Source organism: Janthinobacterium sp. GW823-FHT01H08 (genome assembly GCF_058797855.1).
Window position 1 is genome coordinate 4,927,229 of record NZ_CM179504.1, and the last position, 22,584, is coordinate 4,949,812.

At 64.2% G+C, this 22,584-nt stretch carries 16 protein-coding genes; 4 read left to right on the plus strand and 12 right to left on the minus strand.

The genetic code is table 11. The features are described 5' to 3' along the window. Positions 1-86: 86 nt before the first annotated feature. The 4 genes from AC3RCG_RS22100 to AC3RCG_RS22115 form a co-directional block, all read right to left on the minus strand. The gene (locus tag AC3RCG_RS22100; protein ID WP_492402067.1) at positions 87-1,418 is read right to left on the minus strand and encodes an ATP-binding protein; all 1,332 of its coding nucleotides are present in this window, start codon (positions 1,416-1,418) and stop codon (positions 87-89) included. A gap of 2 nt (positions 1,419-1,420) precedes the next feature. Continuing rightward, positions 1,421-2,080: a response regulator gene (locus AC3RCG_RS22105; protein ID WP_034750756.1), complete on the minus strand. Its 660-nt coding sequence runs from the start codon at positions 2,078-2,080 to the stop codon at positions 1,421-1,423. 73 nt (positions 2,081-2,153) lie between these two features. Continuing rightward, positions 2,154-3,671 carry a Do family serine endopeptidase gene (locus tag AC3RCG_RS22110; protein WP_436540849.1) on the minus strand — a complete coding sequence of 506 codons (1,518 nt, stop codon included), beginning with the start codon at positions 3,669-3,671 and terminating at the stop codon, positions 2,154-2,156. Between the two features lie 247 nt (positions 3,672-3,918). Further along, positions 3,919-4,383 (minus strand): Hsp20 family protein, encoded by a 465-nt coding sequence (locus tag AC3RCG_RS22115; protein WP_121670224.1) that lies wholly within the window; start codon positions 4,381-4,383, stop codon positions 3,919-3,921. A gap of 208 nt (positions 4,384-4,591) precedes the next feature. Between AC3RCG_RS22115 and AC3RCG_RS22120 the strand changes: the two genes are divergently transcribed. Next, positions 4,592-6,475 (plus strand): M61 family metallopeptidase, encoded by a 1,884-nt coding sequence (locus AC3RCG_RS22120; RefSeq protein ID WP_492401982.1) that lies wholly within the window; start codon positions 4,592-4,594, stop codon positions 6,473-6,475. A 70-nt stretch (positions 6,476-6,545) separates the two neighbouring features. Further along, positions 6,546-6,896 (plus strand): hypothetical protein, encoded by a 351-nt coding sequence (locus AC3RCG_RS22125; RefSeq protein ID WP_230505688.1) that lies wholly within the window; start codon positions 6,546-6,548, stop codon positions 6,894-6,896. A gap of 198 nt (positions 6,897-7,094) precedes the next feature. Here the strand turns inward: AC3RCG_RS22125 and AC3RCG_RS22130 are convergent, their stop codons facing one another. From AC3RCG_RS22130 to imuA, 4 genes are all read right to left on the minus strand, one after another. Beyond that, positions 7,095-7,853, minus strand: a complete 759-nt coding sequence (locus AC3RCG_RS22130) for an alpha/beta hydrolase family protein (protein WP_492401981.1) — start codon at positions 7,851-7,853, stop codon at positions 7,095-7,097. Positions 7,854-7,923: 70 nt separating this feature from the next. Next, positions 7,924-8,628, minus strand: coding sequence for a glutathione S-transferase N-terminal domain-containing protein (locus AC3RCG_RS22135; RefSeq protein WP_492401980.1), 705 nt, complete (start codon positions 8,626-8,628; stop codon positions 7,924-7,926). An 81-nt stretch (positions 8,629-8,709) separates the two neighbouring features. Next, positions 8,710-10,197, minus strand: coding sequence for a Y-family DNA polymerase (locus tag AC3RCG_RS22140; RefSeq protein ID WP_492401979.1), 1,488 nt, complete (start codon positions 10,195-10,197; stop codon positions 8,710-8,712). Beyond that, positions 10,127-10,837, minus strand: a complete 711-nt coding sequence (gene imuA, locus AC3RCG_RS22145; RefSeq protein ID WP_070310954.1) for a translesion DNA synthesis-associated protein ImuA — start codon at positions 10,835-10,837, stop codon at positions 10,127-10,129. The genes AC3RCG_RS22140 and imuA overlap by 71 nt, the downstream gene beginning before the upstream one ends. Before the next feature lie 206 nt (positions 10,838-11,043). Between imuA and AC3RCG_RS22150 the strand changes: the two genes are divergently transcribed. After that, complete coding sequence (locus tag AC3RCG_RS22150; RefSeq protein ID WP_070310952.1) at positions 11,044-12,309, plus strand: putative Na+/H+ antiporter; 1,266 nt, start codon at positions 11,044-11,046, stop codon at positions 12,307-12,309. 51 nt (positions 12,310-12,360) lie between these two features. Here the strand turns inward: AC3RCG_RS22150 and AC3RCG_RS22155 are convergent, their stop codons facing one another. The 3 genes from AC3RCG_RS22155 to AC3RCG_RS22165 all read right to left on the minus strand — a co-directional run bounded on the left by AC3RCG_RS22155 (position 12,361) and on the right by AC3RCG_RS22165 (position 17,163). Continuing rightward, the gene (locus AC3RCG_RS22155; RefSeq protein ID WP_409028052.1) at positions 12,361-14,394 is read right to left on the minus strand and encodes a GNAT family N-acetyltransferase; all 2,034 of its coding nucleotides are present in this window, start codon (positions 14,392-14,394) and stop codon (positions 12,361-12,363) included. Between the two features lie 78 nt (positions 14,395-14,472). Next, positions 14,473-15,687: an MFS transporter gene (locus AC3RCG_RS22160; protein WP_492401978.1), complete on the minus strand. Its 1,215-nt coding sequence runs from the start codon at positions 15,685-15,687 to the stop codon at positions 14,473-14,475. A 288-nt stretch (positions 15,688-15,975) separates the two neighbouring features. Continuing rightward, on the minus strand, positions 15,976-17,163 hold the full coding sequence (locus tag AC3RCG_RS22165) for an extracellular catalytic domain type 1 short-chain-length polyhydroxyalkanoate depolymerase (protein WP_121670232.1): 1,188 nt from the start codon (positions 17,161-17,163) through the stop codon (positions 15,976-15,978). A 412-nt stretch (positions 17,164-17,575) separates the two neighbouring features. Between AC3RCG_RS22165 and AC3RCG_RS22170 the strand changes: the two genes are divergently transcribed. Further along, positions 17,576-18,160 (plus strand): PRC-barrel domain-containing protein, encoded by a 585-nt coding sequence (locus AC3RCG_RS22170; protein ID WP_070221465.1) that lies wholly within the window; start codon positions 17,576-17,578, stop codon positions 18,158-18,160. Between the two features lie 189 nt (positions 18,161-18,349). On the opposite strand, the gene hrpA is transcribed toward AC3RCG_RS22170, so the two are convergent. Beyond that, positions 18,350-22,558, minus strand: coding sequence for an ATP-dependent RNA helicase HrpA (gene hrpA, locus AC3RCG_RS22175; RefSeq protein WP_492401977.1), 4,209 nt, complete (start codon positions 22,556-22,558; stop codon positions 18,350-18,352). Positions 22,559-22,584 lie beyond the last annotated feature (26 nt).

Here is a 22,584-nt window from a genome sequence, read left to right on the forward strand (position 1 = left end):
GTGGTCTGGTTCTGCTTGTTTCGCAGACAATATAGGGCCACGGCGCGCGCGTCAATGCAACATGCTAAAGATCATGATCAAAACGCTCATTTCACGGCTTGCGGGAATTCCACGCGCACGGACAGGCCGCCCAGGCGCTCGGATTTGTCGAGCACCAGACGCGCGCCATGGCGCTCGGCGATGGCCTTGATGATGGCCAGCCCCAGGCCGCTGCCGTTGGCGTCCGTGCCGGGCACGCGGTAGAAGCGGCTGAAGACGCGCTCGCGCTCTTCGGGCGGGATGCCGGGGCCGCTGTCTTCCACCGATAACGTCACGCCGACGGGGCTGGCGCGCAGGTCGATGTCGACGGTGCCGCCCTGCGGCGTGTACTTGATGGCGTTGTCGACCAGGTTGCGCAGCATGATGTTGAGCGCATCGGCCTGGCCGGCCACCTTGGCCGGGTCCATGTGGTGCAGGCCCAGGTCGATCTTGCGCGCCTGCGCGATGCCGGCCATGTCGCCCAGCGCGCGCTTGACGACGTCGTTCAAGTCCACCGCCTGCAGCTGGTCGCCGCTGGCGGCGCTCGCTTCCTGGCGCGCCAGCACCAGCAGCTGCTCGACCAGGCGCGTGGCCCGCTCGATGCCGGCGCTCACGCGGCTGATCGCCAGGCTGCGCTTTTCTTCCGATTCGGCCCGTTCCAGGCTCAATACCTGCAGTTTCAATGCCGCCAGCGGCGTGCGCAATTCATGCGCGGCATCGGCGACGAAATGCTGCTGTGCGTCGAACGCCGTCTTGACACGGCCGAACAGCAAATTGAGTTCATGCACCAGGGGCCGCACTTCGTCGGGCAAGCCCGCTTCCGATACGGGAGATAAATCGTCCGCCTGGCGCGCCGCCACCTGCTTGCGCACGCGCGAGACGGGCGCCAGCGAACCGCTGACGACCCACCACACGACGAGCATCAGGATAGGCGCCATCAGGGCAATCGGCCCCACCGTGCGCAGCGCAAGGCTGCCGGCCATGCGCTTGCGCACGGCCATGTCCTGGGCGATCTGCACGGTCTGGGAACTGGTTTGCACGGAAAAGATGCGGTAAGTCGTGCCGTTGGCTTTCACGTTCGAAAAGCCCAGCACGGCGCGCTGCGGCAATTCCGCGCGCGTGATCGAGCGGAACACCTGCACGCCGTCCGGCGTCCACACCTGCACCACCATGTCGTTGTTGACAGGGTCGGCCGGCAAGGCTTGCGCGTGGTTGGCCAGCGGCGCGCCGGAGCGCAGCGACAGGGCCATCTGCTGCATGTGGTAATCAAAAATCTGGTCGGCGTCGTACAGGGCGCTGCGGTAGGCGATCGAGGCCTGCGCCAGGGCCGCCATGATGATGGCCGCCAGCAAAAACCACAGCAGGCGGCCGCGCAGCGAGTGCGTCACCGTAACCTTCATCCTCATGCCTTGGGCACCATGTAGCCGAGGCCGCGCACGTTCTGGATCAAGTCGCTGCCCAGCTTCTTGCGCAAGCCATGGATATACACTTCCACGGCATTGCTGTTGACTTCATCTTTCCAGCTGTACAGCTTTTCTTCCAGCTGCGCGCGCGACAGCACGATGCCGGGGCGCGCGATCAACGCTTCCAGCACGGCCCATTCGCGCGCCGACAGGTTGACGGGATGGCCTTCGGCGATCACTTCGCGCGTCAGCGGATTGATGGAGACGCCCTGGTGCTCGAAGACCGGTTCCGGCCGTCCCGAGGCGCGCCGCAGCAAGGCGCGGATGCGCGCCAGCAATTCGTCGAGGTCATACGGTTTCAAGACGTAATCGTCGGCGCCCGCGTCGAGGCCGGCGATGCGCTGCTCGATGGCGTCGCGCGCCGTGGCGACCAGCACCGGCGTGTCGAGCTTGCGCAAGCGCATCGAGCGCAGCACGTCGAGACCGTCCTTGCGGGGCAAGCCCAGGTCCAGCAGCACCAGGTCATAGGTCTGCGTCTGCAGGGCCGTATCAGCCATGTCGCCATCCTTGACCCAGTCCACCGCGTAATGCTCGGCGCGCAGCAAGTCGAGCACCACCTCGCCGATCATCGTGTCGTCTTCTACCAGCAATAGCCGCATGGCCGCTCCTTTTTTATTTATTTGCCCCATAGCGGAAGGCTGGGGTCAGACCCGGCGGGTCTGACCCCGGTATTTACCCCAGCCGCACGGGAATGAATATCTTGTCCGGGCCGCGCTGTATCAGCAAGGCCACCGACTTGGCGGATTTTTCCACCACGTCGCGCACCTGCTCGACCGTGTTGACGGGACGGCCATTGACCGACAATAGCACGTCGCCCGGCTGCACTCCGGCATTCGCGGCGGCACCGCCCGCGTCTTCCACCAGCAGGCCGGCGCTGATGCCCGCCTCGCGTTTTTCATCCGATTGTAACGGACGCAGGGCCAGGCCCAGCTTTACCTTGCCGGCGGCGCTGTCGCTCTTCGCCACTTCGGCCACCTTGTCGGCCGCATTGCCCAGGGTTGCCGTCAGGCTGACGATCTTGCCGTCACGCCAGACATCCATGCTGATCTTGTCGCCTGGCAAGGACGTGCCCACCAGCGCCGGCAAGTCGGCCGAGCCGATGATGCGCTGGCCATTCACCTTACGCACCACGTCGCCCGATTTCAGTCCCGCCTTGTCGGCCGGGCTGCCCCGCTCGACGTTGGCCACCAGCGCGCCTTCCGGCGTGGCCAGCTTGAACGAATCGGCAAAGCCCTGGTTGACTTCCTGCACCGTCACGCCCAGCTTGGCATGGCTGGCCTTGCCCGTGGCGACGATCTGGTCCTTGATGCGGCCGGCCAGGTCGATCGGGATGGCGAACGACAAGCCCTGGAAGCCGCCCGTCTGGCTGTAGATCTGCGAATTGATGCCGACCACTTCGCCGCGCGTGTTGAACAGGGGGCCGCCCGAGTTGCCCGGGTTCACCGCCACGTCCGTCTGGATGAACGGTACATTGCTGTCGTCGGGCAGCGAGCGGCCCTTGGCGCTGACCACGCCGGCCGTCACCGTGCTGTCGAAACCGTATGGCGAACCGATGGCCAGCACCCACTCGCCCACTTTCAGGTCGCTCGAATGGCCGAGCGGCACGACGGGCAGGTTATTCGCGTCGATTTTCAGCACGGCGATATCGGTCTTCGGATCCGTGCCGAGCACCTTGGCGCGGAATTCGCGGCGGTCGTTGAGCTTGACGGTCACTTCGCGCGCATCGCGCACCACGTGGGCATTCGTCATGATGACGCCGTCGGGGCTGACGATGAAGCCGGAACCGAGGCCGTGCGTGGGCACGTCGCGGCCGCCCCGCTGCCCGCCTTGCGGCCCCTGGAAGCGGCGGAAAAATTCAAAGAAGGGGTCGTTGCCGAAATCGTCGTTGCCGGCCTGGGCCGATGGGTCGTAGGCCACCTTGGTGCTGCCCGTGACGCTGATATTGACGACGGCCGGGCTGTTGCGCGCGGCGATCTGGCTAAAGTCGGGCAAGGCCACCAGCGGCGCGCTGGCGGCGGGCGCCACGGCCGCAGCCACGGGGGCGGCGGGGGCGCCAGCGGCGGCGGCATTCGCGCCGGCATTGTTCTGATGCACCACCATGGCGCCGCCGGCGCCCAGCACACCGATCGCGGCCAGCGCGGCTACGGTGCGTTTGATTTTCAGGGATGCGGTATTCGTTTGCTGTTCCATGAATTGCTCCTCATTCAATGAGATTTTGATGTATGCAATAGTGGGCCACGAGTCTTAGGCGGTGCTTAACATTTTTCTATTTGGAAACAGGCATTTGCGCCTTTAAGCAGGGTTTAATCTTGCGTGCCGCGTGACAATCAATGGAAGCCCGAATGGGCTCCGGACGTGACACTGGCCGGATCAACCGGCCAGTATTTTACTGCATGGGAGAAGCTAGCCCGGGCGCCCTAGGGGCGCCGCGATCAGATCAGGCTGCCTGGCGCTGTTCCAGCACACTGACGGTATCGCTGCCGGTGCCGCTGCCGATCTCGATCTTGCGCGGTTTCAGCGCTTCCGGCACTTCGCGCACCAGGTCGATGGTCAGCATGCCGTTTTCAAACGTGGCGCCCGTGACCTTCACGTGGTTGGCCAGCTGGAAACGCTGTTCGAAGTCGCGGGCAGCGATGCCGCGGTGCAAGAACGTGCGCTCGACGCCATCTTTCTGCTTGCGGCCCGTGACGTGCAGCGAGTCGCGTTCGGTGATGATGTCGATTTCTTCGCGCGAGAAGCCGGCCAATGCCATCACGATACGGTATTTATCTTCCGACACCAGTTCGATGTTGTAAGGCGGATAGCTCGGTTGCGCATCGGCGCGTTGTTCGTTGAGCAGCTGTGCCAGGCGGTCAAAGCCGATGGCGGAACGGTACAGGGGAGCAAGGTCAAAAGTACGCATGATAAATATCCTTTTCAAATGAAGCGATAAGAGGGGCGGACCTCACCATGAGCATCCGCCTGTTACCGATATACGGCCTCTCCAGTCCCTTTCAAGGCCTTGAAATTGGCGTAAAACGCCCCAGACGCCCTCAAATTTGTAAGAAATTTTTACAGAATGCTAGACTCGCCCTTTGTCCTCCCCGCCGCCCCGTCCCATGCCCCGCTCCATGCCCTATTCCCGTGCCGTCCTGTCCCTGTCCTTCTCGCTTCTCGTTTCCACTGCGGCCCAGGCCGCCTCGCCCACTGCTCCCCCCATCGTGCTGCAGGTGGACGCCAGCAATGTGGCGCAGCAACTGTTCAGCATCCGCGCAAGCATTCCCGCCGCGCCCGGCAAGCTGACCTTGCTGTATCCGCAATGGGTACCGGGCAACCACGGCCCCAGCGGCCCGCTGAACCAGCTGGCCGGCCTGCGCCTGTCCGCCAACGGCGCGCCCCTGGAGTGGCGGCGCGACCCCGTCAATATGTTCGCTTTTCACCTCGACGTGCCGGCCGGCGCCACGGCCGTGGAAGCGCAATACCAGCTACTCTCGCCCGTCGACACGAGCCAGGGCCGCATCACCATGACAAGCGCCATGCTGGGCGTGCAATGGCATGCGATGACCCTGTATCCGGCCGGGCGCGCCGCGCGCGACATTCTCGTGCAACCGAGCCTGACCCTGCCGGCCGGCTGGGAATTTGCCAGCGCCCTGGAAGTGCGCGCGCGGGCGGCCACGCCGGCCAGCCAGCAAGTCGATTTCGAGCCGCTGGACCTTGACACCCTGGTCGACTCGCCCGTCTTTGCCGGCCGCCATGTCGAGCGCATCGACCTCGACCCTGGCGCCAAGGTGCCCGTGCTGCTGAACGTGATGGCCGACAGCGCCGACAGCCTGGAAGCGTCGCCGCAGCAAGTCGAGCAACACCGGGCCATGCTGCAGCAAGCCTACAAATTGTTCGGCGCGCGCCACTACCGCCACTATGATTTCCTGCTGGCCTTGAGCGACGAGTTCGGCGGCATCGGCCGCGAACACCTGCAGTCGAGCGAAAACGGCGTCAAGCCCGGCTATTTCAGCGAGTGGGACAAGAACGAGGCGGGCCGCGTGCTGCTGCCGCACGAGCTGGTGCACTCGTGGAACGGCAAGTTCCGCCGTCCCGCCGGTCAGGACACGCCGGATTTCAACACGCCGCTGCAAAACAGCCTGCTGTGGGTCTACGAAGGCCAGACGCAATATTGGGGCAATGTGCTGGCGGCCCGTTCCGGCCTGGTGGCGCCAGCCAACATGCGCGACCTGTTCGCCGCCACGGCAGCCCATTACGACGTGATGCCCGGGCGCAGCTGGCGCACCATGCAGGATACGACGAACGATCCCATCATCAATGGCCGGCGCCCCATAGCCTGGAGCAGCTGGCAGCGCGACGAGGATTACTATATGGAAGGCGCGCTGATCTGGCTCGACGTCGACACCACCATCCGCGCACTGTCCCACGAGCGCCGCTCGCTGGACGACTTCGCCCGCAGTTTCTTTGGCATGCAGGATGGCAGCACCACGCCCCTGCCCTACACCTTCGAGGATGTGGTGGCGGCCCTGAACGCCGTGCAGCCGCACGACTGGGCCGCCTTTTTTCGCACGCGCCTGGAGAGCCACGGCCCCGGCGCACCGCTCGATGGCCTGGCCCGCGCCGGCTGGAAACTCGTCTACCGCGACACGCCGACGCCGTTCCTGAAAGCGAATGAAGAGCGCAGCGAGAGCACGGACCTGAGCTATTCGCTGGGTTTGACGATCGACAAGGATGGCAAGCTGGGCAAGCTGCTGTGGGACGGCCCCGCCTTCCAGGCAGGTTTGTCCGGCAATACGACCTTGCTCGCCGTGAATGGCACAGCTTACACGCCCAAGCTGCTGAAAGCGGCCATCCAGGCGGCCAGGACGAGCCCGCAACCGATCAACTTGCTGGTCAAAAAGGGCAAGCAATTCGAGACGGTAGCGCTCGACTACCACGGCGGCTTGCGCTACCCGCAACTGGAACGCATCGACGGCACGCGCGACCGCCTGTCGGCCATCCTGCAGGCGCGCTGAGGCGGAGATTGCCCGGCGATTTTGCACCGCGCCCCCTATGCGGGGCCGGCTTTTGGTGTATGCTGGCGGCATGAACAATGACACCGACATCCAGCTCAGCGGCCCCTTCAAGGCCACCGACGGCTCCGGCCGTGCCCATGACATCAAGGCCATCCGCATCTTCGACGAAGGCTACGGCATCATCGACGTCTACGTCGACTTCGCCGCCCCGCTCGAAACGGGCGCCTACAAGGACAAGACCCTGGTCGGCCACATCCTGGCCCGCTTGCGCAGCCTCGGCTACGTGGGCCCCGACTTCGGCCATGGCGACCTGGGCTTGCAAGACAAGAAACTGATCGTCCTGGAAGCGCCCGAGGAATTTTCCGCCTTTGCCGTCAGCAAGGGCTGGAAGGATCTTTCGGCCGAATTTGACGAAGACTGAGAACACCTGACCAAATCTACTGCGCGTCGCGCTTTGCGGCCGGCGATGCTCACCGTGCTTTAGCACGGCTGCGCTTCTCGGCCACAAATCACTGCCGCTCGCTACGATTTTGTCAGGTGTTGTAAAGTACCAATAGTATCTGCGCCGCGCCAGCTTCTGCTGACGCGGCGTTTTTCATGGGCGACCGCTTAGTTCAGCTTAGTTGATATAACGCGCGCTCCACGCGGCGATGACATTGGCGACATAGGCCGCATCATCGCGCCCCGTCAATAAGTGGTCGGCATCGTCGAGCGAGACGAAGCTTTTCGGGTGCTTGGCTGCCGTAAAGATATCCATCGCGTTCGACAGGCTTACCGTCGTGTCGTTCGGCGCGTGCATCACCAGCAGGGCGCGGCGCAGGCCGGCGATGTGCTCCTTTAAACTGTGGCTGCCAGCGTCGTCGACGAATTGCTGGCGGATGCGGAAAGGCCGCCCTTCAAGCTGCACCAGCGCTTCGCCTTCGGCGGCGATTCGCTCCAGATGCTCGCTGAACATGCGCGTCACGTAGGCGGGCGTGCTCGGCGCGGCCAGGGTGGCAATGGCCGTCGCTTCCGGCACGTGCGCGGCAGCGGCCAGCACGGCGGCGCCGCCCAGGCTGTGGCCGATCAGCAATTGCGGCGCAGCATGTTTTGCCCGCAGGAAATCGGCGGCGGCGATCAAATCGTCCACATTCGACGAGAAATTCGTGGCGGCAAACTCGCCCTCGCTGGCGCCCAGTCCCGTGAAGTCGAAGCGCAGCACGGCGATGCCGTGTTCCGTCAAGCCTTGCGCGATGCGCCGCGCGGCCAGCACATCCTTGCCGCAGGTAAAACAGTGGGCGAACAGCGCGTACGCGCGGATGGCGCCGTCGGGCGCGTCGAGGCGCGCCGCCAGCACATGGCCGTGGGCGCCGGGAAAATCTTGCCGGGTGGATTTCATTGTCTCAGATCAAAGCTGCCGCGCAGGGCGACCGATGGCGCATTGTAGCGCCGGCCGGCCGCCGCCTGTTTTAACCACGCTTGGGAATATCCACGCCCCTGGCAACGGCTGGCCTGGCCAGGAACGCGTCCAGCGCGCGCTGCACGTTCGGGAAATTATCAAAACCGACCAGGTCGCCGGCGCCATAGAAACCCACCAGGCAGCGCACCCACGGGAAGATGGCAATGTCGGCAATCGTGTACTGACTGCCCATGATCCAGTCGCGGCCCTGCAGGCGCTGCTCGAGCACGCCCAGCAAACGCTTCGCTTCGCCCAGGTAGCGTTCGAGCGGACGCTTGTCTTCGTATTCCTTGCCGGCGAATTTGTGGAAGAAGCCCACCTGGCCGAACATGGGGCCGATACCGCCCATCTGGAACATCAGCCATTGGATGGTTTCGTAGCGCAGGCCCGCGTCCTGCGGCAGGAACTTGCCCGTCTTTTCGGCCAGGTACAGCAGGATGGCGCCCGACTCGAACAGGGCCAGCGGCTTGCCGTCGGGACCGTTCGGGTCGAGGATGGCGGGAATCTTGTTATTGGGATTGAGGGACAGGAAGGCGGGCGACAGCTGGTCGTTTTGCTCGAAGCTGACCAGGTGCGGCTCATACGCCAGGCCCAGCTCTTCCAGCAGGATCGACACCTTGATGCCGTTCGGCGTGGGCAGCGAGTACAGCTGCAGGCGCTCGGGGTGCCGGGCAGGCCATTTTTGGGTGATGGGAAAGTCGGAAAGCGGTGTCATGGATATCCTTCATTTCAATTAAAGACGCGACGCAAGAAAGCAAGTATAGCCAAGCATGGCCGTTTCAGCAGGACAGCCCTTTCAGCCAAACAAACCATGCAAAAACCAGCGCGGCGCGGCGTCTTCGCCGCTGCCGGCGATGCGTTCGCGATAGACCCAGTAATGGGCGTGGTCGAGGCCTTCCGCAATGAAATAATCGCGCGCCTGCGACTGGCCCCACCAGCCCGCTTCGATGCGTTCGGCCACGGATACCATTTTCAAGGGCGAGCCATAGAAGGGCCGGTGCTCGCGCATTAACAGGGCGATGGGCTGGGCCAGCAGCCAGCCGGGACGGGGCATGCCGGACAAGCCGGGCGGCAAGTCGGGTGGCGCGTTCTTGCCACTGCCCCTGGCCGGCAGCGGCAGCCACTGGTTGGCCGCCTCGGGGCGGTAATCGGCGCGCGGTGCGGCCTGCAAGACATTGTCTGTGCCCAGGCGCGCCACCAGCAATTCCAGCAGGCGCTGACGCTCCTGCGGCGTGCCGCCCGGCTCGGGGAACAGGCCCTCGCTGGGCGGCGCCATCGCTTGCACCTGCAGCGCTTCCAGGCTCAGGCCGATCACCGGCGCCTCCAGCGCCAGCTGCGCCAGGCGTTCCTTGAGCAAACGCACCAAGTGCTCGTCGCGCCAGACGGCTTCGCCCAGCGCCAGATCGATGACGGTGGGCGGGCGCGCCACCCTGCCCCGCTCGTGCGCCAGCAGCAGCTGTATGCGCTCGACGGCAAATTGCCGCGCGCACAGCCAGCCCGTCATTTGCTGCAGCAGTCGGCGCGCGCCGAACAGCAGCGCGTCGGCGTGCTCCACGCGGTCGAACAGTTCCAGGCTGGCGCGGAACGTGGGCGGCGCTTCGAGCCAGACGAACAGTTCCGTGCTGTGGCCATGCGCGTCGTCGAGCATGTCCAGCAAGGCCCCGCCGCAACGGCGCTGCAAGCCGGGCCGGGGCAAGTGGCGCAGCTGCCCCAGGGTGCGGCAGCCGATGCCCTCGAACCAGTCGAGCCAGGGGCGCGCGGGCGGCAGCAAGGCGCACGGCAGGTCATCGAGGCGGCGCACCAGGCTGGCCATGCTCAAGGTCCGGCCCCGGCGCGTACCGGCGCGCGCCAGCAGCCAGGCACCGCGTGCCGTGGGGGCGCACGACAGCTGGGCCGTGTAACCGAGCGCGCGCAAGCTGGCCGCGATGTGCCGGCACAGGGCGCGCACGCCGCCGAACAGGCGCAGGCTGGCGCCCGCGTCGACGAGCAGGGTCGCTTCCTCGCCCTGCGCCACCAGCGGCGAATATTGCAGCAGCGCCAGCGCCACCGCCTGCAGGGCGTGCGCTTCCAGCTCGGGCGAGCGCTCGTGCAAACGCGCCTGCGGTGCCAGCATCAGCGCGCCCGCCCGGCGCATGCCGGGCCGGATGCCGGCCGCCAAGGCCAGCGGCGACAGGGCCATCACTTGCTCCTGCTCCAGCACCACGCCGAGGTGGTCAGCCGACCAGCGCGGGCAAAATACTTCGAGCGGGAGCCGGGGCAGGCACAGGCCGATCCAGAGTCGCATGGCGCAGCAGTAAAGAAGGAGGTTGCAGGGGCAGGAACAACGGCGCGTCGCGCTGCGGTCCCCGGCGCTTGATGAAGCCGATCTCGATGCCGCCGGCGGCCGGGCGCACGGACAGGCGCAGCGGCGCGGGCGACGCATCCTGCGCGCCGTGCAGGGGGCGCAGCATGCAGAACAGGGTGTTGCCCGACTGCGCCGCCAGGTGCAGCCGGCGCAGGCTGTCGGCGCGCACGTGCGATTGCCAGAACAGCAGGGCGCCGCACGTGCCGCTGCGCAAGATGTTCTCGGCCGCCCACAGGGCATCCTTGCTGCCGGCGCTTTTGAGCCACAGCAGCTGCGACGGCGCCAGCCCCTGCGCGGCCAGGGCCAGCGCCTGCGGCGGATGGGGCGGCTGCAGCAGCACGATGGGCAAGCCCGGCAGCTGCGCCAGCGCGGGCGCCAGCAGCCGCAATTCGCCGCTGCCCGGCTGCTGCACCAGCAGATCGATGAGGCTGCCGCTGGGCCAGCCGCCGCCGGGCAGCTGCGCCGACAGGGCGGCAAAGCCCGTATCCAGGCAGCGCGCGGCACCCTGGCCCAGCTGCGATGCGCGCCATAAAGACGGATGCAGGGCTTCCGGCGACGCCATCAATTCGGAATGTTGCATAATTGAATATCAAGATGAATACTGTATGCATATACAGTACTATCCAGCCCTGCTTTTGGCAAGGCTTATCTGCCAGATAGCGCGCCCGGGGCCGCTACGCCATGTCCGAAAAACCCCGTTTCTGGCATCGATTGCTGTACCATAAGCACTCTCCTTACCGCTCGGCAATGCACCGGGCGGCTTCCTCCGTCCATAAGGAAACGCATTTGACCACCATCCAAATCATCAGCGCCATCGTCTTCGGCCTTGCGCTCATCCACACCTTCGCCGCCAAATCGTTTGAAACATTATCGCGGCGCCACCCCCGCCATGCGGGCTTGCTGCATCTGCTGGGCGAAGTGGAAGTCGTGTTCGGCTTCTGGGCCTTCATCCTGATCATCATCATGGCCTTTGTCTCGGGCAGCGATGCGGCCATCGAGTATGCCGAGTCGCGCCATTACACGGAACCGCTGTTCGTCTTTGTCGTCATGGTCGTGGCCGCCTCGCGCCCCGTGCTCGACGCCGTGCAGCGCCTGTTGAAAGGCGTGGCGCGCGTGATGCCGCTGCGCACGGAACTGGCCCTCGTCTGGCTGGGCCTGGCGCTCGTGCCCCTGACGGGCTCGCTGATCACGGAACCGGCCGCCATGACCCTGGCCGCGCTGATGCTGGCGCCGCAAATCTTCCGTCCGGGCATTCCTGAATGGCTGAAATACGGCGCCTTGGGCGTGCTGTTCGTCAACGTTTCCATCGGCGGTACCCTGACCTCGTATGCGGCACCACCCGTGCTGATGGTGGCCACCACGTGGAACTGGGACAGCGCCTTCATGGCCACCCATTTCGGCTGGAAAGCCGCCATCGCCGTGCTGGTCAATGCCACGGGCGTAAGCATTTTGCTGCGCAAATACCTGCATAGCAACACCTCCGACATCAAGCCGAAAGCCGGTGAAGTCGAAGCGCCGAAAGTGCCGCTGGCCGTCAGCCTCGTGCACATGATCGTGCTGGCCGGCGTCGTCACCCTGGCGCATCATCCCGTGCTGTTCATCGGCCTGTTCCTGTTCTTCCTCGGCTTCGTGCAGGCGTATGAACGCTATCAAAGCCCGCTGATCCTGAAGGAAGGCTTATTGGTCGGCTTCTTCCTCGGCGGCCTGGTGGTACTGGGCGGCATGCAGCAATGGTGGCTGCAACCGATCGTCTCGAGTCTGAAGCCGCTGGCCCTGTTCTTCGGCGCCCTGGGCTTGACGGCGATCACGGACAATGCGGCCCTCACCTACCTCGGTTCACTGATCGTCGGCATGACGGACGAAGCGAAATACATGCTGATGGCGGGCGCCGTGGCCGGCGGCGGCCTGACCGTCATCGCCAATGCGCCGAACCCGGCCGGCGTGGCCCTGCTGCGCCGCGGCTTCAAGGATGAATCGATCGGCGCCGTCGGCCTGCTGGCGGGCGCCCTGCTGCCGACGGCCGTGGCGGGCCTGGCCTTCCTGGCCTTGTAAGCACCCTCGCGGGGCGGCTGCCGGCCGCCCCTGCTCTCCCTCAGTTTCCCCTCAGTTTCCCTCATACACGAGGAAATGCAGCCGGTCATAGAACAGGCTGTAGGCATAGTCGAACGTGCCCACGCTGCGAAAACCCTTGTGCAGATACACTTGCAGCGCTTCGCTCTTTTCCCACACCGTCAGGGTGATGCGCGCGCAGCCCTTGCGGCTGGCCAGGTCGCGGATTTCATGGAACATTTGCCGGAACAGGCCCTGGCCCCGGTATTTCTCGTCGATGGCCAGGCTGCTGACGAAACAGTCGTCGGCGCGCGCATGCGCGAGCACGAAGGCGTCATACGCATCGTCGAGCGCCTTCATGTCATCGCGGTAATATGACACGGCGCCGCAGGCCTGGAACTCGTCCATCGTCGCGGCCGTGAAAAAGCCGATGAAGCGCTCGTCCTCGTCATGCAGGCCGTGGATGTGCGCCAGATACGGATCGATGTTTTGCCGCCGCTGCAATTCGACGAACTGCAGATTGAGTTTATTTCCAAAAGAGCAGTATTCCAGATAACTGGTGGCAAACAGCAGTTTGGCCATGCGGTTCTTCGTCTCGTCGCCCAGCAATTCACCTGCCACCAGCTTGAGCGGCGCATGCGACAGCAAGCCCGCCTGCGCCTCGTCACCGGGCGGGGCGGCATCGCTGACGGCCGGCATGCGGCTGCCGTGGCGACCGACGGTGGGGCGCCAGAAATTGCCGGCGGCAATATGCTGCGAACGGTGGGCCAGCAGGTAGCGGCAAAAGACGTCATTTACGCGATCGAGCTGCGGATCGCTTGAGAGCACCGAGTAATAGTGGAAATGATCGATGTCCGCCCGCAGCTGGGCCGCATACGCCATGCGCGGCACTTCCTCGATGTCGAACACGTCGACGATGTCGGGCAGGCGCAAAGGATCGTCGAGCTGCCAGTCGATGTCATCGAGCCGCGCCACGCAGCGCGCATACGCGCGCCGCTCTTCGTCGCTCAAGGGGATGTGCATGCCGGTAATGATATCGTCCAGCAAGCGCATGCCGCGGATGCCGCCCGCCACCGCTTCGCGCACGCCGTCATACAGCACGCAATAGCGCTGGTAGAACTCGGCATGGCTGAGCAGGGTCACGCCCAGGTTTTTCTTCCATTCGGCATAGAACTGGCCGAACAGCTGCGCCTCGAATTGCGGACAGGAACGGGGAATCTGCGCATCGATGCCCGCATAGGCGAGGTTCACATTACGCTGGATCACGCGCAACGCGGCGTCGTTTTTCTTGGCGATCAGCATGCCCGTTTCATCGAGAAACAGATTCATCCAGCTGACATGCCGGCGCTCTTCGCTGTCATCACTCTTGCGCTGGAAATAGTCGGGCACTTCCGGCTTCATCAGGAAAATCGTCGCCGGATTGTGCGGGATCGTATCGACGTCCATGTACATGCCGCCGTATTCGCACATGATGAGGATGCGGAAATAATCGGACAGGGTGGCGAAGTAGCGCTGCGTATGCAGGGTGTCGAGGATGTCGAAGCGGGCCGGTGCGAAATCGAGCGCCAGCGCGCGCAGCGAGTTGATGTGCAGGGTCGTGCCGCCGATGGCGTAGCGGCCTATCGTGTAACGCCCGGCGCCGCCCGTGGGGCTGAAGCGTTCGTCATTGCGCAGCTGCTGCGCATCCCACACCCACAGGATGGAGACATACGGCGCGCCGCCGTTGTGCCGTACTTCTTCCAGCGCCGCGCCCCACTGCCCGATCGCGTCAAATGCGATGGCCGGCAGCGGCCCGCCCATCCAGATGCGGTGCAGGTAGCGCTCGTCGTCGCCGAGGGCGCGCGTGGGGATGCAGCTGAGCGAGGAACAGCTTGCCGCATTGAAATGGTTAAAGTTCAGACCGACGAAGCTGCGCAGGGCGGCGATCCCCGCCTGGTGTTCCGCGGCCAGTTGTTCCAGATCAATGCCAGGGGGCCGCACATCGGCCAGAGTGATGTAATCGAGCTTCAGCCGGTTGATGCGGAACTCGTATTCCAGGTTGAAAATCTTTGCTTGATCGTGTTTTGAGGCCAGGTCATCTATTTTCATGGGCGCACCATTTTCCGCAGGAGAGTGTCAATAAACGTCGCAGGGGGTAAAACAAGGTCGAGAACATGCGCTGCGCCATCAGTGCCGGGCCAGCCGCACCTCGCTTTCCCGGCGCTCCGCCATGCCCCGCGTAAACAACAGCAGGCAGGCGGCGATGACCACGATGACGGGAATATTCAGCAGCGCATACGTTTCCAGCACATAGCCGAAGCGCTGGCACAGCACGTTGTACAGCTGCAGCCAGGCGGACAGATAGATGCAGTACAGCAAGCTCATGGCGGCCGTCGTCAATGTCATCGACTCCTTGCTGGCCGTGATCGCGCTGCGGATCAAGGCGCCGTTGAACAGGCCGAAGCCGATGGAATAGACAAACATGCAGGCCGCAAACACATCGACGTGATGGCGGCCCGCGCCGGCGCCCAGCATGCCGGCCGCCGCGATCAGCCCTCCCATGCGCAGTAGATGGACGAGCGGAAAATCCTGGCGCAGGCGCTGGATGGCGATGCTGCTGAGGACAAAGCCCGACAGAATCACGCATTGCAGCGCGATATAGGTGGCGTAGGACGCGCCCATTTCCTGCAGCACGAAGATGGGCGAAAAGCCGATCCAGGCCGTCAGGGGCACGGTGGCCAGGCCGGCCGTGAACATGCCGAACATGAAGCGCCCGTTGCTGAAAATGGCGGCATAGCTGCGCACGATGGCGGCAAGGTCCAGGCGCGTGACCGTCGGCGCCGCGCGCGGCATGGTCTTGAACAGGCCCAGCAGGGACAACAGCGCCAGCAGGCCGGAGAGGAAAAACACATAGCGCCAGTCCAGCCGGCTGATGATGGCGCTGCCGAGGATGGGACCGGCCAGGGGCGCAAGGATGGTGGTGCTCGACAGAATGCTGCTGAGCTTGACGGCGGCCATGTCGTCGAACAGTTCATGGATCATGGCATAGCCGACGAAGATGAAGCAGCAGCCCATGCCCTGGATGAAGCGCACGGCGAGAAATTGCTCGATCGAGGCGGTCAATGGCACGGCCAAGGTGGCCAGCAGGAACAAGGCATTGCCGGTCAACACCAGCTTGCGCTTGCCGATGCAGTCGGCCAATGGCCCCAGGAAAATCTGCAGGGAACTGCCGCCCAGCAAATACAGGCTCAGGGACAGGGGGACAAACTTTTTCTCCGCCTGGAACTCGTCGACGATGCCCAGCATCGCCGGCATGATCATGTCGTTCGACAGATAGATGTTCAGTTCGAAGACGAGAAAAAACGCAAAAAACCACAGCAACTGCTTGGACTTGATGGACATGGCGCGTTCCGTAACGTGGGTGGCTGCCGTCAGTGCATGCCAGCCGTCGGGGCATGGGACGGCGGACACATCTCACACTGAAAACGTATACCAATTGTATACCAATTAGTATTTTTAACGCCGATTTTTGTGATTTTTAAATACCGCAGCAATACCACTTACGATAATTCCATGGCATTGCGGGAATGGCGCCTGCCCTGAAAAGGGCGCGCCAGCATGCCGGCGCGTTGGCGCGGGCATGCCGGGAAGGGAAAAACGATGCGTACCAGTGGGCGCGCGGCGAGCCGCTTACCGGCGGCGGTGGCCGGCGAAGAAATCGAGCAGCATCTTGCTGGCGTCGGGCTTGGCCTTGTCGTTGAACGGCAGGCTGGCGTCGCCGCCGCTCCACGCGTGCTCAAGGTGCTCGATCTGCGCCACGCGCAGCAGCACCTGCTTGCCCACCTGATAGTCGTGCAGCGCATAGGCATGGGCCGGATTGCGCCCGCCCGCAGCGCCGCCGGGCAGGCGCTGCGCCGTTACCAGCGTGTCGGCGGGCATGCGGTTCACACGCACGCTCTGGCGTACCAGCTGCGTCTGGTTAATGGGACGCACCACCTTGTCGGACAGCCCTTGCAGCAGGATGGTGGGCAGGCGGGGGAACGCGGGCTGGCGCGCCAGCACTTCATCGATGGCCGCATCGGCGCGGGCACTGGCGCCATGCTGCATCACGCCCAGCGCGCCGATCAGGTTATGGCCGGCGCCAAACACAGGACCCGAATGCAGGCCCAGCGCGGCGAACAGATGCGGGTGATTCAGGGCCACGATATGCGCCATGCCGGCGCCGGCGGAAATGCCACAGATGTAGATGCGCGCGCGGTCGATCGCATAGCGGGCCGCCACCTGCTCGATGGCGCCGACGATCAGGCGCACATCGCCGCCGCCCTCCTGCGTCAGCTTGTCGTACCACTTCCAGCAGCGGCGCGCATGCGCGCGCAGCGATTGCTGCGGATACAGCACGGCATAGCCCTTGCGCTCGGCCAGGCGGTTCATGCGCGTGCCGTCGGCAAACTGCGTGGCGCTCTGCTCGCAGCCGTGCAGCATCACCAGCAGCGGCCGGCCACGGCTGCGCATGGCGGCGCTCGGCGCTTTTTCGGGCAGGTACAAAAAATAAGGCAGGCGCCGTCCGGGCAACTGCCCCAGTTCCGCCAACGGCGCGTAGTGGGCGGCCAGCCACTTGCCCGGCGGGGGCGCCGTTCGCTTGCGCACGCGCGGTGGCGACAGGGGCGTGGCAAACGGCGCCAGCGAGGGCACGGCGTCGCTGGCGGGCCTGGCGCGCGGCGTCGGCCTGGTCTTGGCCACAGGCTTGCTGCGGGGCTTGGCCCTGGGCTTGGCAGGCACGGGCCCGAACAGCACCTTGGCCAGCTTGGTTGCCGTGCGCTGCTGTGCCTTACCGGCGCGCAATAGCCCGCGCAGCCATTTGGTGGCGGGCTTTACCATGGCGCTCGGCGCGCGTGTCTTGGTGGAGCGTACCGCAAGTTCATCCCTCTGCATCGTTGCATCGTCAGCATGTGCGGCCTCCTCCGTAGAACGCATAGAGTACCGCAATTGGCCGACCACACCGTACGTTTGCACACGGATAAAAGTGCCGCTAAGTAATCCTCAGGAAATTATTGTGAATTTATGACGAACAGAACCGGATGCTATGCAAGGCGTCCACTGCAACGCAGTGCGAGCACTGCTAGCAGTGGGCAAGCCTCGTCGGCCACCTTGCAGAGCGCCGGTTATGGAAGTCAGAAATCATAATAATTTATTGGGGGTTACTTAACACCATTGAGGCAGATCAAACGCGAACAGGTGCGTAAGCTTAATCTGCATGTTCGATCAGCATTTCACCAGAGGAGAGAACACCATGAGCTATCTGGACCGCGACATCCTGGGCATGTACCGCAACCACGACGGCCCGGGGCCAGCCCTGATGGGGGCCGACACCCTGATCGGGGACGAAGTCTACAATCACAACGACGAGGAGCTGGGTGACATCAAGGAAATCATGCTCGACATGCGCACCGGCCAGATCGCCTATGCCGTGCTGTCGTTCGGCGGCATCCTGGGCATGGGCGACAAATTGTTTGCCGTGCCCTGGGAACGCCTGACCCTGGACACCGTCAACAAGCGCTTCCTGCTCAACGTGGACAAAGACCTGCTGAAAAACGCTCCCGGCTTCGACAAGAACAACTGGCCCGACATGGGCAGCGATGCCTGGAACCAGCAGATGGAAGCGTTCTATGGCAGCGGCACGCGCTACAGCAGCGGCGCCATGGCCGGCAGCCGCATGCCATCGGGCAGCGACCTGCGCGGTGGCGCCAGCCTGCAATCGGGCAGCGAAGGCAGCCTGTCCGGCAGCTCCATGAGCGGCAGCCGCGCCGGCACCAGCAGCCAGAGCGGCTCGCGCTCATCGCTCAGCGACGATGATCTCAATAAAGATAGAACGTAGATCGGGCAGGTCGCACAGGTCGCACAGGTCGCACTGGTCGGGTAGGTCCGGTAGGTCGGATTAGCGGCGCAGCCGCGTAATCCGACACCACCAGCGACACCGTTAACAGCAGCGCACCATCCAGCGCACCATCGCCCAGGCCAACGATGACGTCGGATTACGCGCGCCCTGCGGACGCGCTAATCCGACCTACCGCTGCATCGATTCCCACACCTTCTGCAAACGCTTGGCAGACACGGGCATCGGCGTGCGCAGTTCCTGCGCAAACAGCGACACGCGCAGCTCTTCCAGCATCCAGCGGAACTCGACCAGTTTCGGATCCGTGTTCTTGCCGGCCTGGCGGTCCTTGGCCTGGCGCAAATACGGCGCGGCGGCCGATTGCCATTCGGCCATCAACTTGGTGTCGCGGGCGGGGTCGGCGCGCAGTTTTTCCAGGCGTACATTGATCGCTTTTAAGTAGCGGGGGAAATGCGCGAGCTGCGTGTATTCGTTTTCCGTCAGGAAACGTTTATGCACGAGTCCCTGCAGCTGCGCCTGGATATCGGTGGCCGCCGCTGCGGGAATATTTTGCAGCCGCTTCGGCAAGCCGTGGAATTCCGTCAGCACTTGCGACAGCAAACGGGCGATTTCATTGACCAGCAAGACCAGGCGCGACTTGCCTTCCGCCTGTCGCTTGGCAAACGAGGCGGCGTCCAGCGGCAGCGGATCTTGCAAGCAAGCAATGTCGAGCGCCTTGTTGATGATTTGCTCGCGCAACTCTTCCTGCGAACCCAGGGCCATGAATTGCATGCCCATCTGCTGCAAGCCGGGGATGCTTTTCTCGACGTACTTGATCTGCTCCTTCATTTGCAGCGCAAATAAACGGCGCAAACCGACCTTGTGCGTACGCGCGGCCACCGTCGGATCATCAAACACTTCCAGGTCGCAATGCGTGCCCTTGTCGACGAGGGCAGGGAAACCGATCAAGGTCAGCTTGCCCTGCACGATTTCCAGCAACTCCGGCAATTCGCCGAAGGTCCAGGCCGTCAAACCCATGTGCTGCGAGACGGTGGCGTTCGGAGGCGCCGGCGCGGCGGCGGATGCGCCCTTGCCTGCTGCGACTGTAGCGCCCTGTGCCTGCAGCCGCGACGCCACTTGCGCGCCCGCCACCTTGGCGCCGGGCGTGCCCGTGCCGGAGACGCCCGACACTTCGGCCAGCTTCTGGAAACTCTGGCGCGCCTGGCCGCCGAATTCCGCCTGCAGGGTGGCCAGGTTGCGGCCCATGTCCAGCTGGCGGCCATGCTCGTCGATCACCTTGAAATTCATGAAGTGATGGGCAGGCAGGGTTTCCGGCTTGAAGTCCGTCGTCAGCACATTGATCGTGATCTGCGTGCGGATGTCGAGGATGATGGCGTCGATCAGGTCACCGCGGCCGAACACGCCCGCTTCATGCACGCGCTCGCAGAATTTCGCCGCGTAATCGGGCAGCGGCACGCAGTGGCGGCGCAGCTTTTGCGGCAAGGATTTTAATAGCAGATGCACTTTTTCCTTCAGCATGCCCGGCACCAGCCATTCGCAGCGCTCGCGCGGCAGCTGGTTCAGCGCGTACAGCGGCACCGATAACGTCACGCCATCGCGCACGCTGCCCGGCTCGAAGTGGTACGTCAAGCCCATTTCCAGGCCCGTCACGGACATGGTTTTCGGGAACAGATCCGTCGTCACGCCGGCCGCCTCGTGGCGCATCAGCTCTTCGCGGTTCAGGTACAGCAGCTTCGGGTTGTCGCGCGTGGCCTCTTTATGCCATTTCTCGAAACCGGCGCCATTGCACACGTCCGCCGGCAGCAGCTTGTCGTAGAAGGCGGCGATCAGCTCATCGTCGACCAGCACGTCCAGGCGGCGCGACTTGTGCTCGAGGTTTTCGATATCCTTGATCAGCTTGTGGTTGTGCGCAAAGAATGGCGCGCGCGTGTCGAAGTCGCCGCCGACGAGGGCGTCGCGGATGAAGATTTCGCGTGCTTCCGGCAAGTTGAAATTGCCGTAGTTGATGCGGCGCTGGCTGTACACCACCAGCCCGTACAAGGTCGCCCGTTCCGATGCCGTCACTTGCGCCGAACGTTTTTCCCAGCGCGGCTCGCCCCACGATTTCTTCAGCAGGTGCTCGCCCACTTTTTCCAGCCACTCGGGCTGGATCTGCGCCACGCAGCGCGCGTACAGCCGCGTCGTGTCGACCAGTTCGGCGGCCATGATCCACTTGCCCGGCTTTTTCAGCAGCGAAGAACCGGGCCAGATGTGGAACTTGATGCCGCGCGCGCCCAGATACCCGGCACCCGGCTCGTCCTCGCCCTTGAAACCGATATTGCCCAGCAAACCGGTCAGCAAGGCCATGTGCAGATTGTCGTAGGTGGCGGGCGCTTCATTCAGGCGCCAGCCCTGCTCCTTGACGATGGTCAGCAGTTGCGAGTGCACGTCGCGCCATTCGCGCAGGCGCATCTGCGACAGGAAATTCGTGCGGCAATTATCCTGCAGCTGGCGGTTGGTTTTCTTGTGCTCGATGGCGGACTCGAACCAGCGCCAGATCTTCAGGTAGCTGAGGAACTCCGACTTTTCATCGGCAAACTTCTTGTGCGCCTCGTCGGCCGCCTGCTGGTGTTCCATCGGGCGGTCGCGCGGGTCCTGCACGGACAACGCGGAGGCGACGATCAGCACTTCCGTCAGACACGCGTTATCGAGCGCGGCCAGGATCATGCGGCCCACGCGCGGGTCCAGCGGCAGCTTGGCCAGCTTGTTGCCCAGCGCCGTCAGTTTATTGACTTCATCGACGGCACCGAGTTCCTGCAGTAGCTGGTAGCCGTCGGCGATGGCGCGCGCCAGCGGCGGCTCGATGAAGGGGAAGGTTTCCACGTCCGTCAGGTGCAGCGACTTCATGCGCAGGATGACGGCGGCCAGCGAGGAGCGCAGGATTTCCGGCTCCGTGAATTTCGGGCGCAGCAGATAATCCTGCTCTTCGTACAGACGGATGCACACGCCGTCGGCCACGCGGCCGCAACGGCCGGCGCGCTGGTTGGCGGCCGACTGGGCGATCGGTTCGACCTGCAGCTGTTCGACCTTGTTGCGGTAGCTGTAGCGTTTCACGCGCGCCAGGCCCGCGTCGACCACGTAGCGGATGCCGGGCACCGTCAGCGAGGTTTCCGCCACGTTGGTGGCCAGCACGATGCGGCGCGCATTGCTGGTCTTGAAGACGCGTTCCTGCTCCTCGGCCGACAGGCGGGCGAACAGGGGCAGGATTTCCACGTGCGGCGGATGGTGCTTGCGCAGCGCTTCGGCGCAGTCGCGGATTTCGCGCTCGCCGGGCAGGAACACCAGCACGTCGCCCGAGCCGATGCGGCACAGCTCTTCCACGCCATCGACGACGGCATCCATCAAGTCGCGCTTTTCGCGCGCGGCGGCGGTGCGCTGGCCCGGCTTGTCGGCATTGCTGCCTGCGCCAGGCATGGCCACCTGCTCGCGCTCCACGGGACGGTAGCGCACTTCCACCTGGTACAGACGGCCCGACACTTCGATCACGGGTGCCGGTTTTTCCGGCGTGCCGAAATGGCGCGAGAAGCGCTCGGCATCGATGGTGGCCGAGGTGATGATGATCTTCAGGTCGGGCCGGCGCGGCAGCAACTGTTTCAAGTAACCCAACAGGAAGTCGATATTCAGGCTGCGTTCATGCGCTTCATCGATGATGATGGTGTCGTAGTTTTTCAACAAGGGGTCGGTCTGCGTCTCGGCCAGCAGGATACCGTCCGTCATCAGCTTGACGGACGCGCCACGGCTCAGGGTGTCGTTAAAGCGCACCTTGAAACCCACCGTTTCGCCCAAGGGCGTGCCCAGTTCTTGCGCGATGCGCTTGGCCGTCGACGAGGCGGCAATCCGGCGCGGCTGCGTGTGACCGATCATGCCCTTCTGTCCGCGTCCCAGCTCCAGGCAAATCTTCGGCAACTGCGTCGTCTTGCCGGACCCCGTCTCGCCCGAGACGATGATGACCTGGTTTTCCGTCAAGGCCTTGGCGATTTCTTCGCGCCGGCCCGAAACGGGCAAGTCTTCCGGATACGTAATCGGTGGCAGCGGGTTGCGGAAGGCCTTTTCCGCCTCGCGCGCGGCGCGGGCCGCGTCGCGGCTCTCGCGGCTTTCGCGGCTGGCCTGGTCATCGCGCGGCGCCTGCCCCTCGCGCGGCGGACGCGGCGCGCGCTGCTGCTGTTGCTGTCGCTGTTGCTCTTTCTGCTGTTCCGCGCGTGGCGGCTGCTGCCTTTGCTGGCTCACGGGCGGGCGCTGGCGGCCTTGCGCAGGCGTGGCGGCAGGCGTGGCAACACCCCCGCTGGCGGGCACATTTGCAACGGTGGAAGGAGGGGAAGACTTATTGCTGGCTGAAGACATTGTTTTTTACAGGTATTTTAAGCGCG

Coding starts and splice junctions, on each gene's coding strand:
- AC3RCG_RS22125 (WP_230505688.1), top strand. CDS start 6,546: ATGAACAATGACACCGACATCCAGCTCAGCGGCCCCTTCAAGGCCACC.
- AC3RCG_RS22100 (WP_492402067.1), bottom strand. CDS start 1,418: ATGAAGGTTACGGTGACGCACTCGCTGCGCGGCCGCCTGCTGTGGTTT.
- AC3RCG_RS22135 (WP_492401980.1), bottom strand. CDS start 8,628: ATGACACCGCTTTCCGACTTTCCCATCACCCAAAAATGGCCTGCCCGG.
- AC3RCG_RS22115 (WP_121670224.1), bottom strand. CDS start 4,383: ATGCGTACTTTTGACCTTGCTCCCCTGTACCGTTCCGCCATCGGCTTT.
- AC3RCG_RS22160 (WP_492401978.1), bottom strand. CDS start 15,687: ATGTCCATCAAGTCCAAGCAGTTGCTGTGGTTTTTTGCGTTTTTTCTC.
- AC3RCG_RS22155 (WP_409028052.1), bottom strand. CDS start 14,394: ATGAAAATAGATGACCTGGCCTCAAAACACGATCAAGCAAAGATTTTC.
- AC3RCG_RS22170 (WP_070221465.1), top strand. CDS start 17,576: ATGAGCTATCTGGACCGCGACATCCTGGGCATGTACCGCAACCACGAC.
- AC3RCG_RS22165 (WP_121670232.1), bottom strand. CDS start 17,163: ATGGTAAAGCCCGCCACCAAATGGCTGCGCGGGCTATTGCGCGCCGGT.
- hrpA (WP_492401977.1), bottom strand. CDS start 22,558: ATGTCTTCAGCCAGCAATAAGTCTTCCCCTCCTTCCACCGTTGCAAAT.
- AC3RCG_RS22130 (WP_492401981.1), bottom strand. CDS start 7,853: ATGAAATCCACCCGGCAAGATTTTCCCGGCGCCCACGGCCATGTGCTG.
- AC3RCG_RS22110 (WP_436540849.1), bottom strand. CDS start 3,671: ATGGAACAGCAAACGAATACCGCATCCCTGAAAATCAAACGCACCGTA.
- AC3RCG_RS22120 (WP_492401982.1), top strand. CDS start 4,592: ATGCCCTATTCCCGTGCCGTCCTGTCCCTGTCCTTCTCGCTTCTCGTT.
- AC3RCG_RS22140 (WP_492401979.1), bottom strand. CDS start 10,197: ATGCGACTCTGGATCGGCCTGTGCCTGCCCCGGCTCCCGCTCGAAGTA.
- imuA (WP_070310954.1), bottom strand. CDS start 10,837: ATGCAACATTCCGAATTGATGGCGTCGCCGGAAGCCCTGCATCCGTCT.
- AC3RCG_RS22105 (WP_034750756.1), bottom strand. CDS start 2,080: ATGCGGCTATTGCTGGTAGAAGACGACACGATGATCGGCGAGGTGGTG.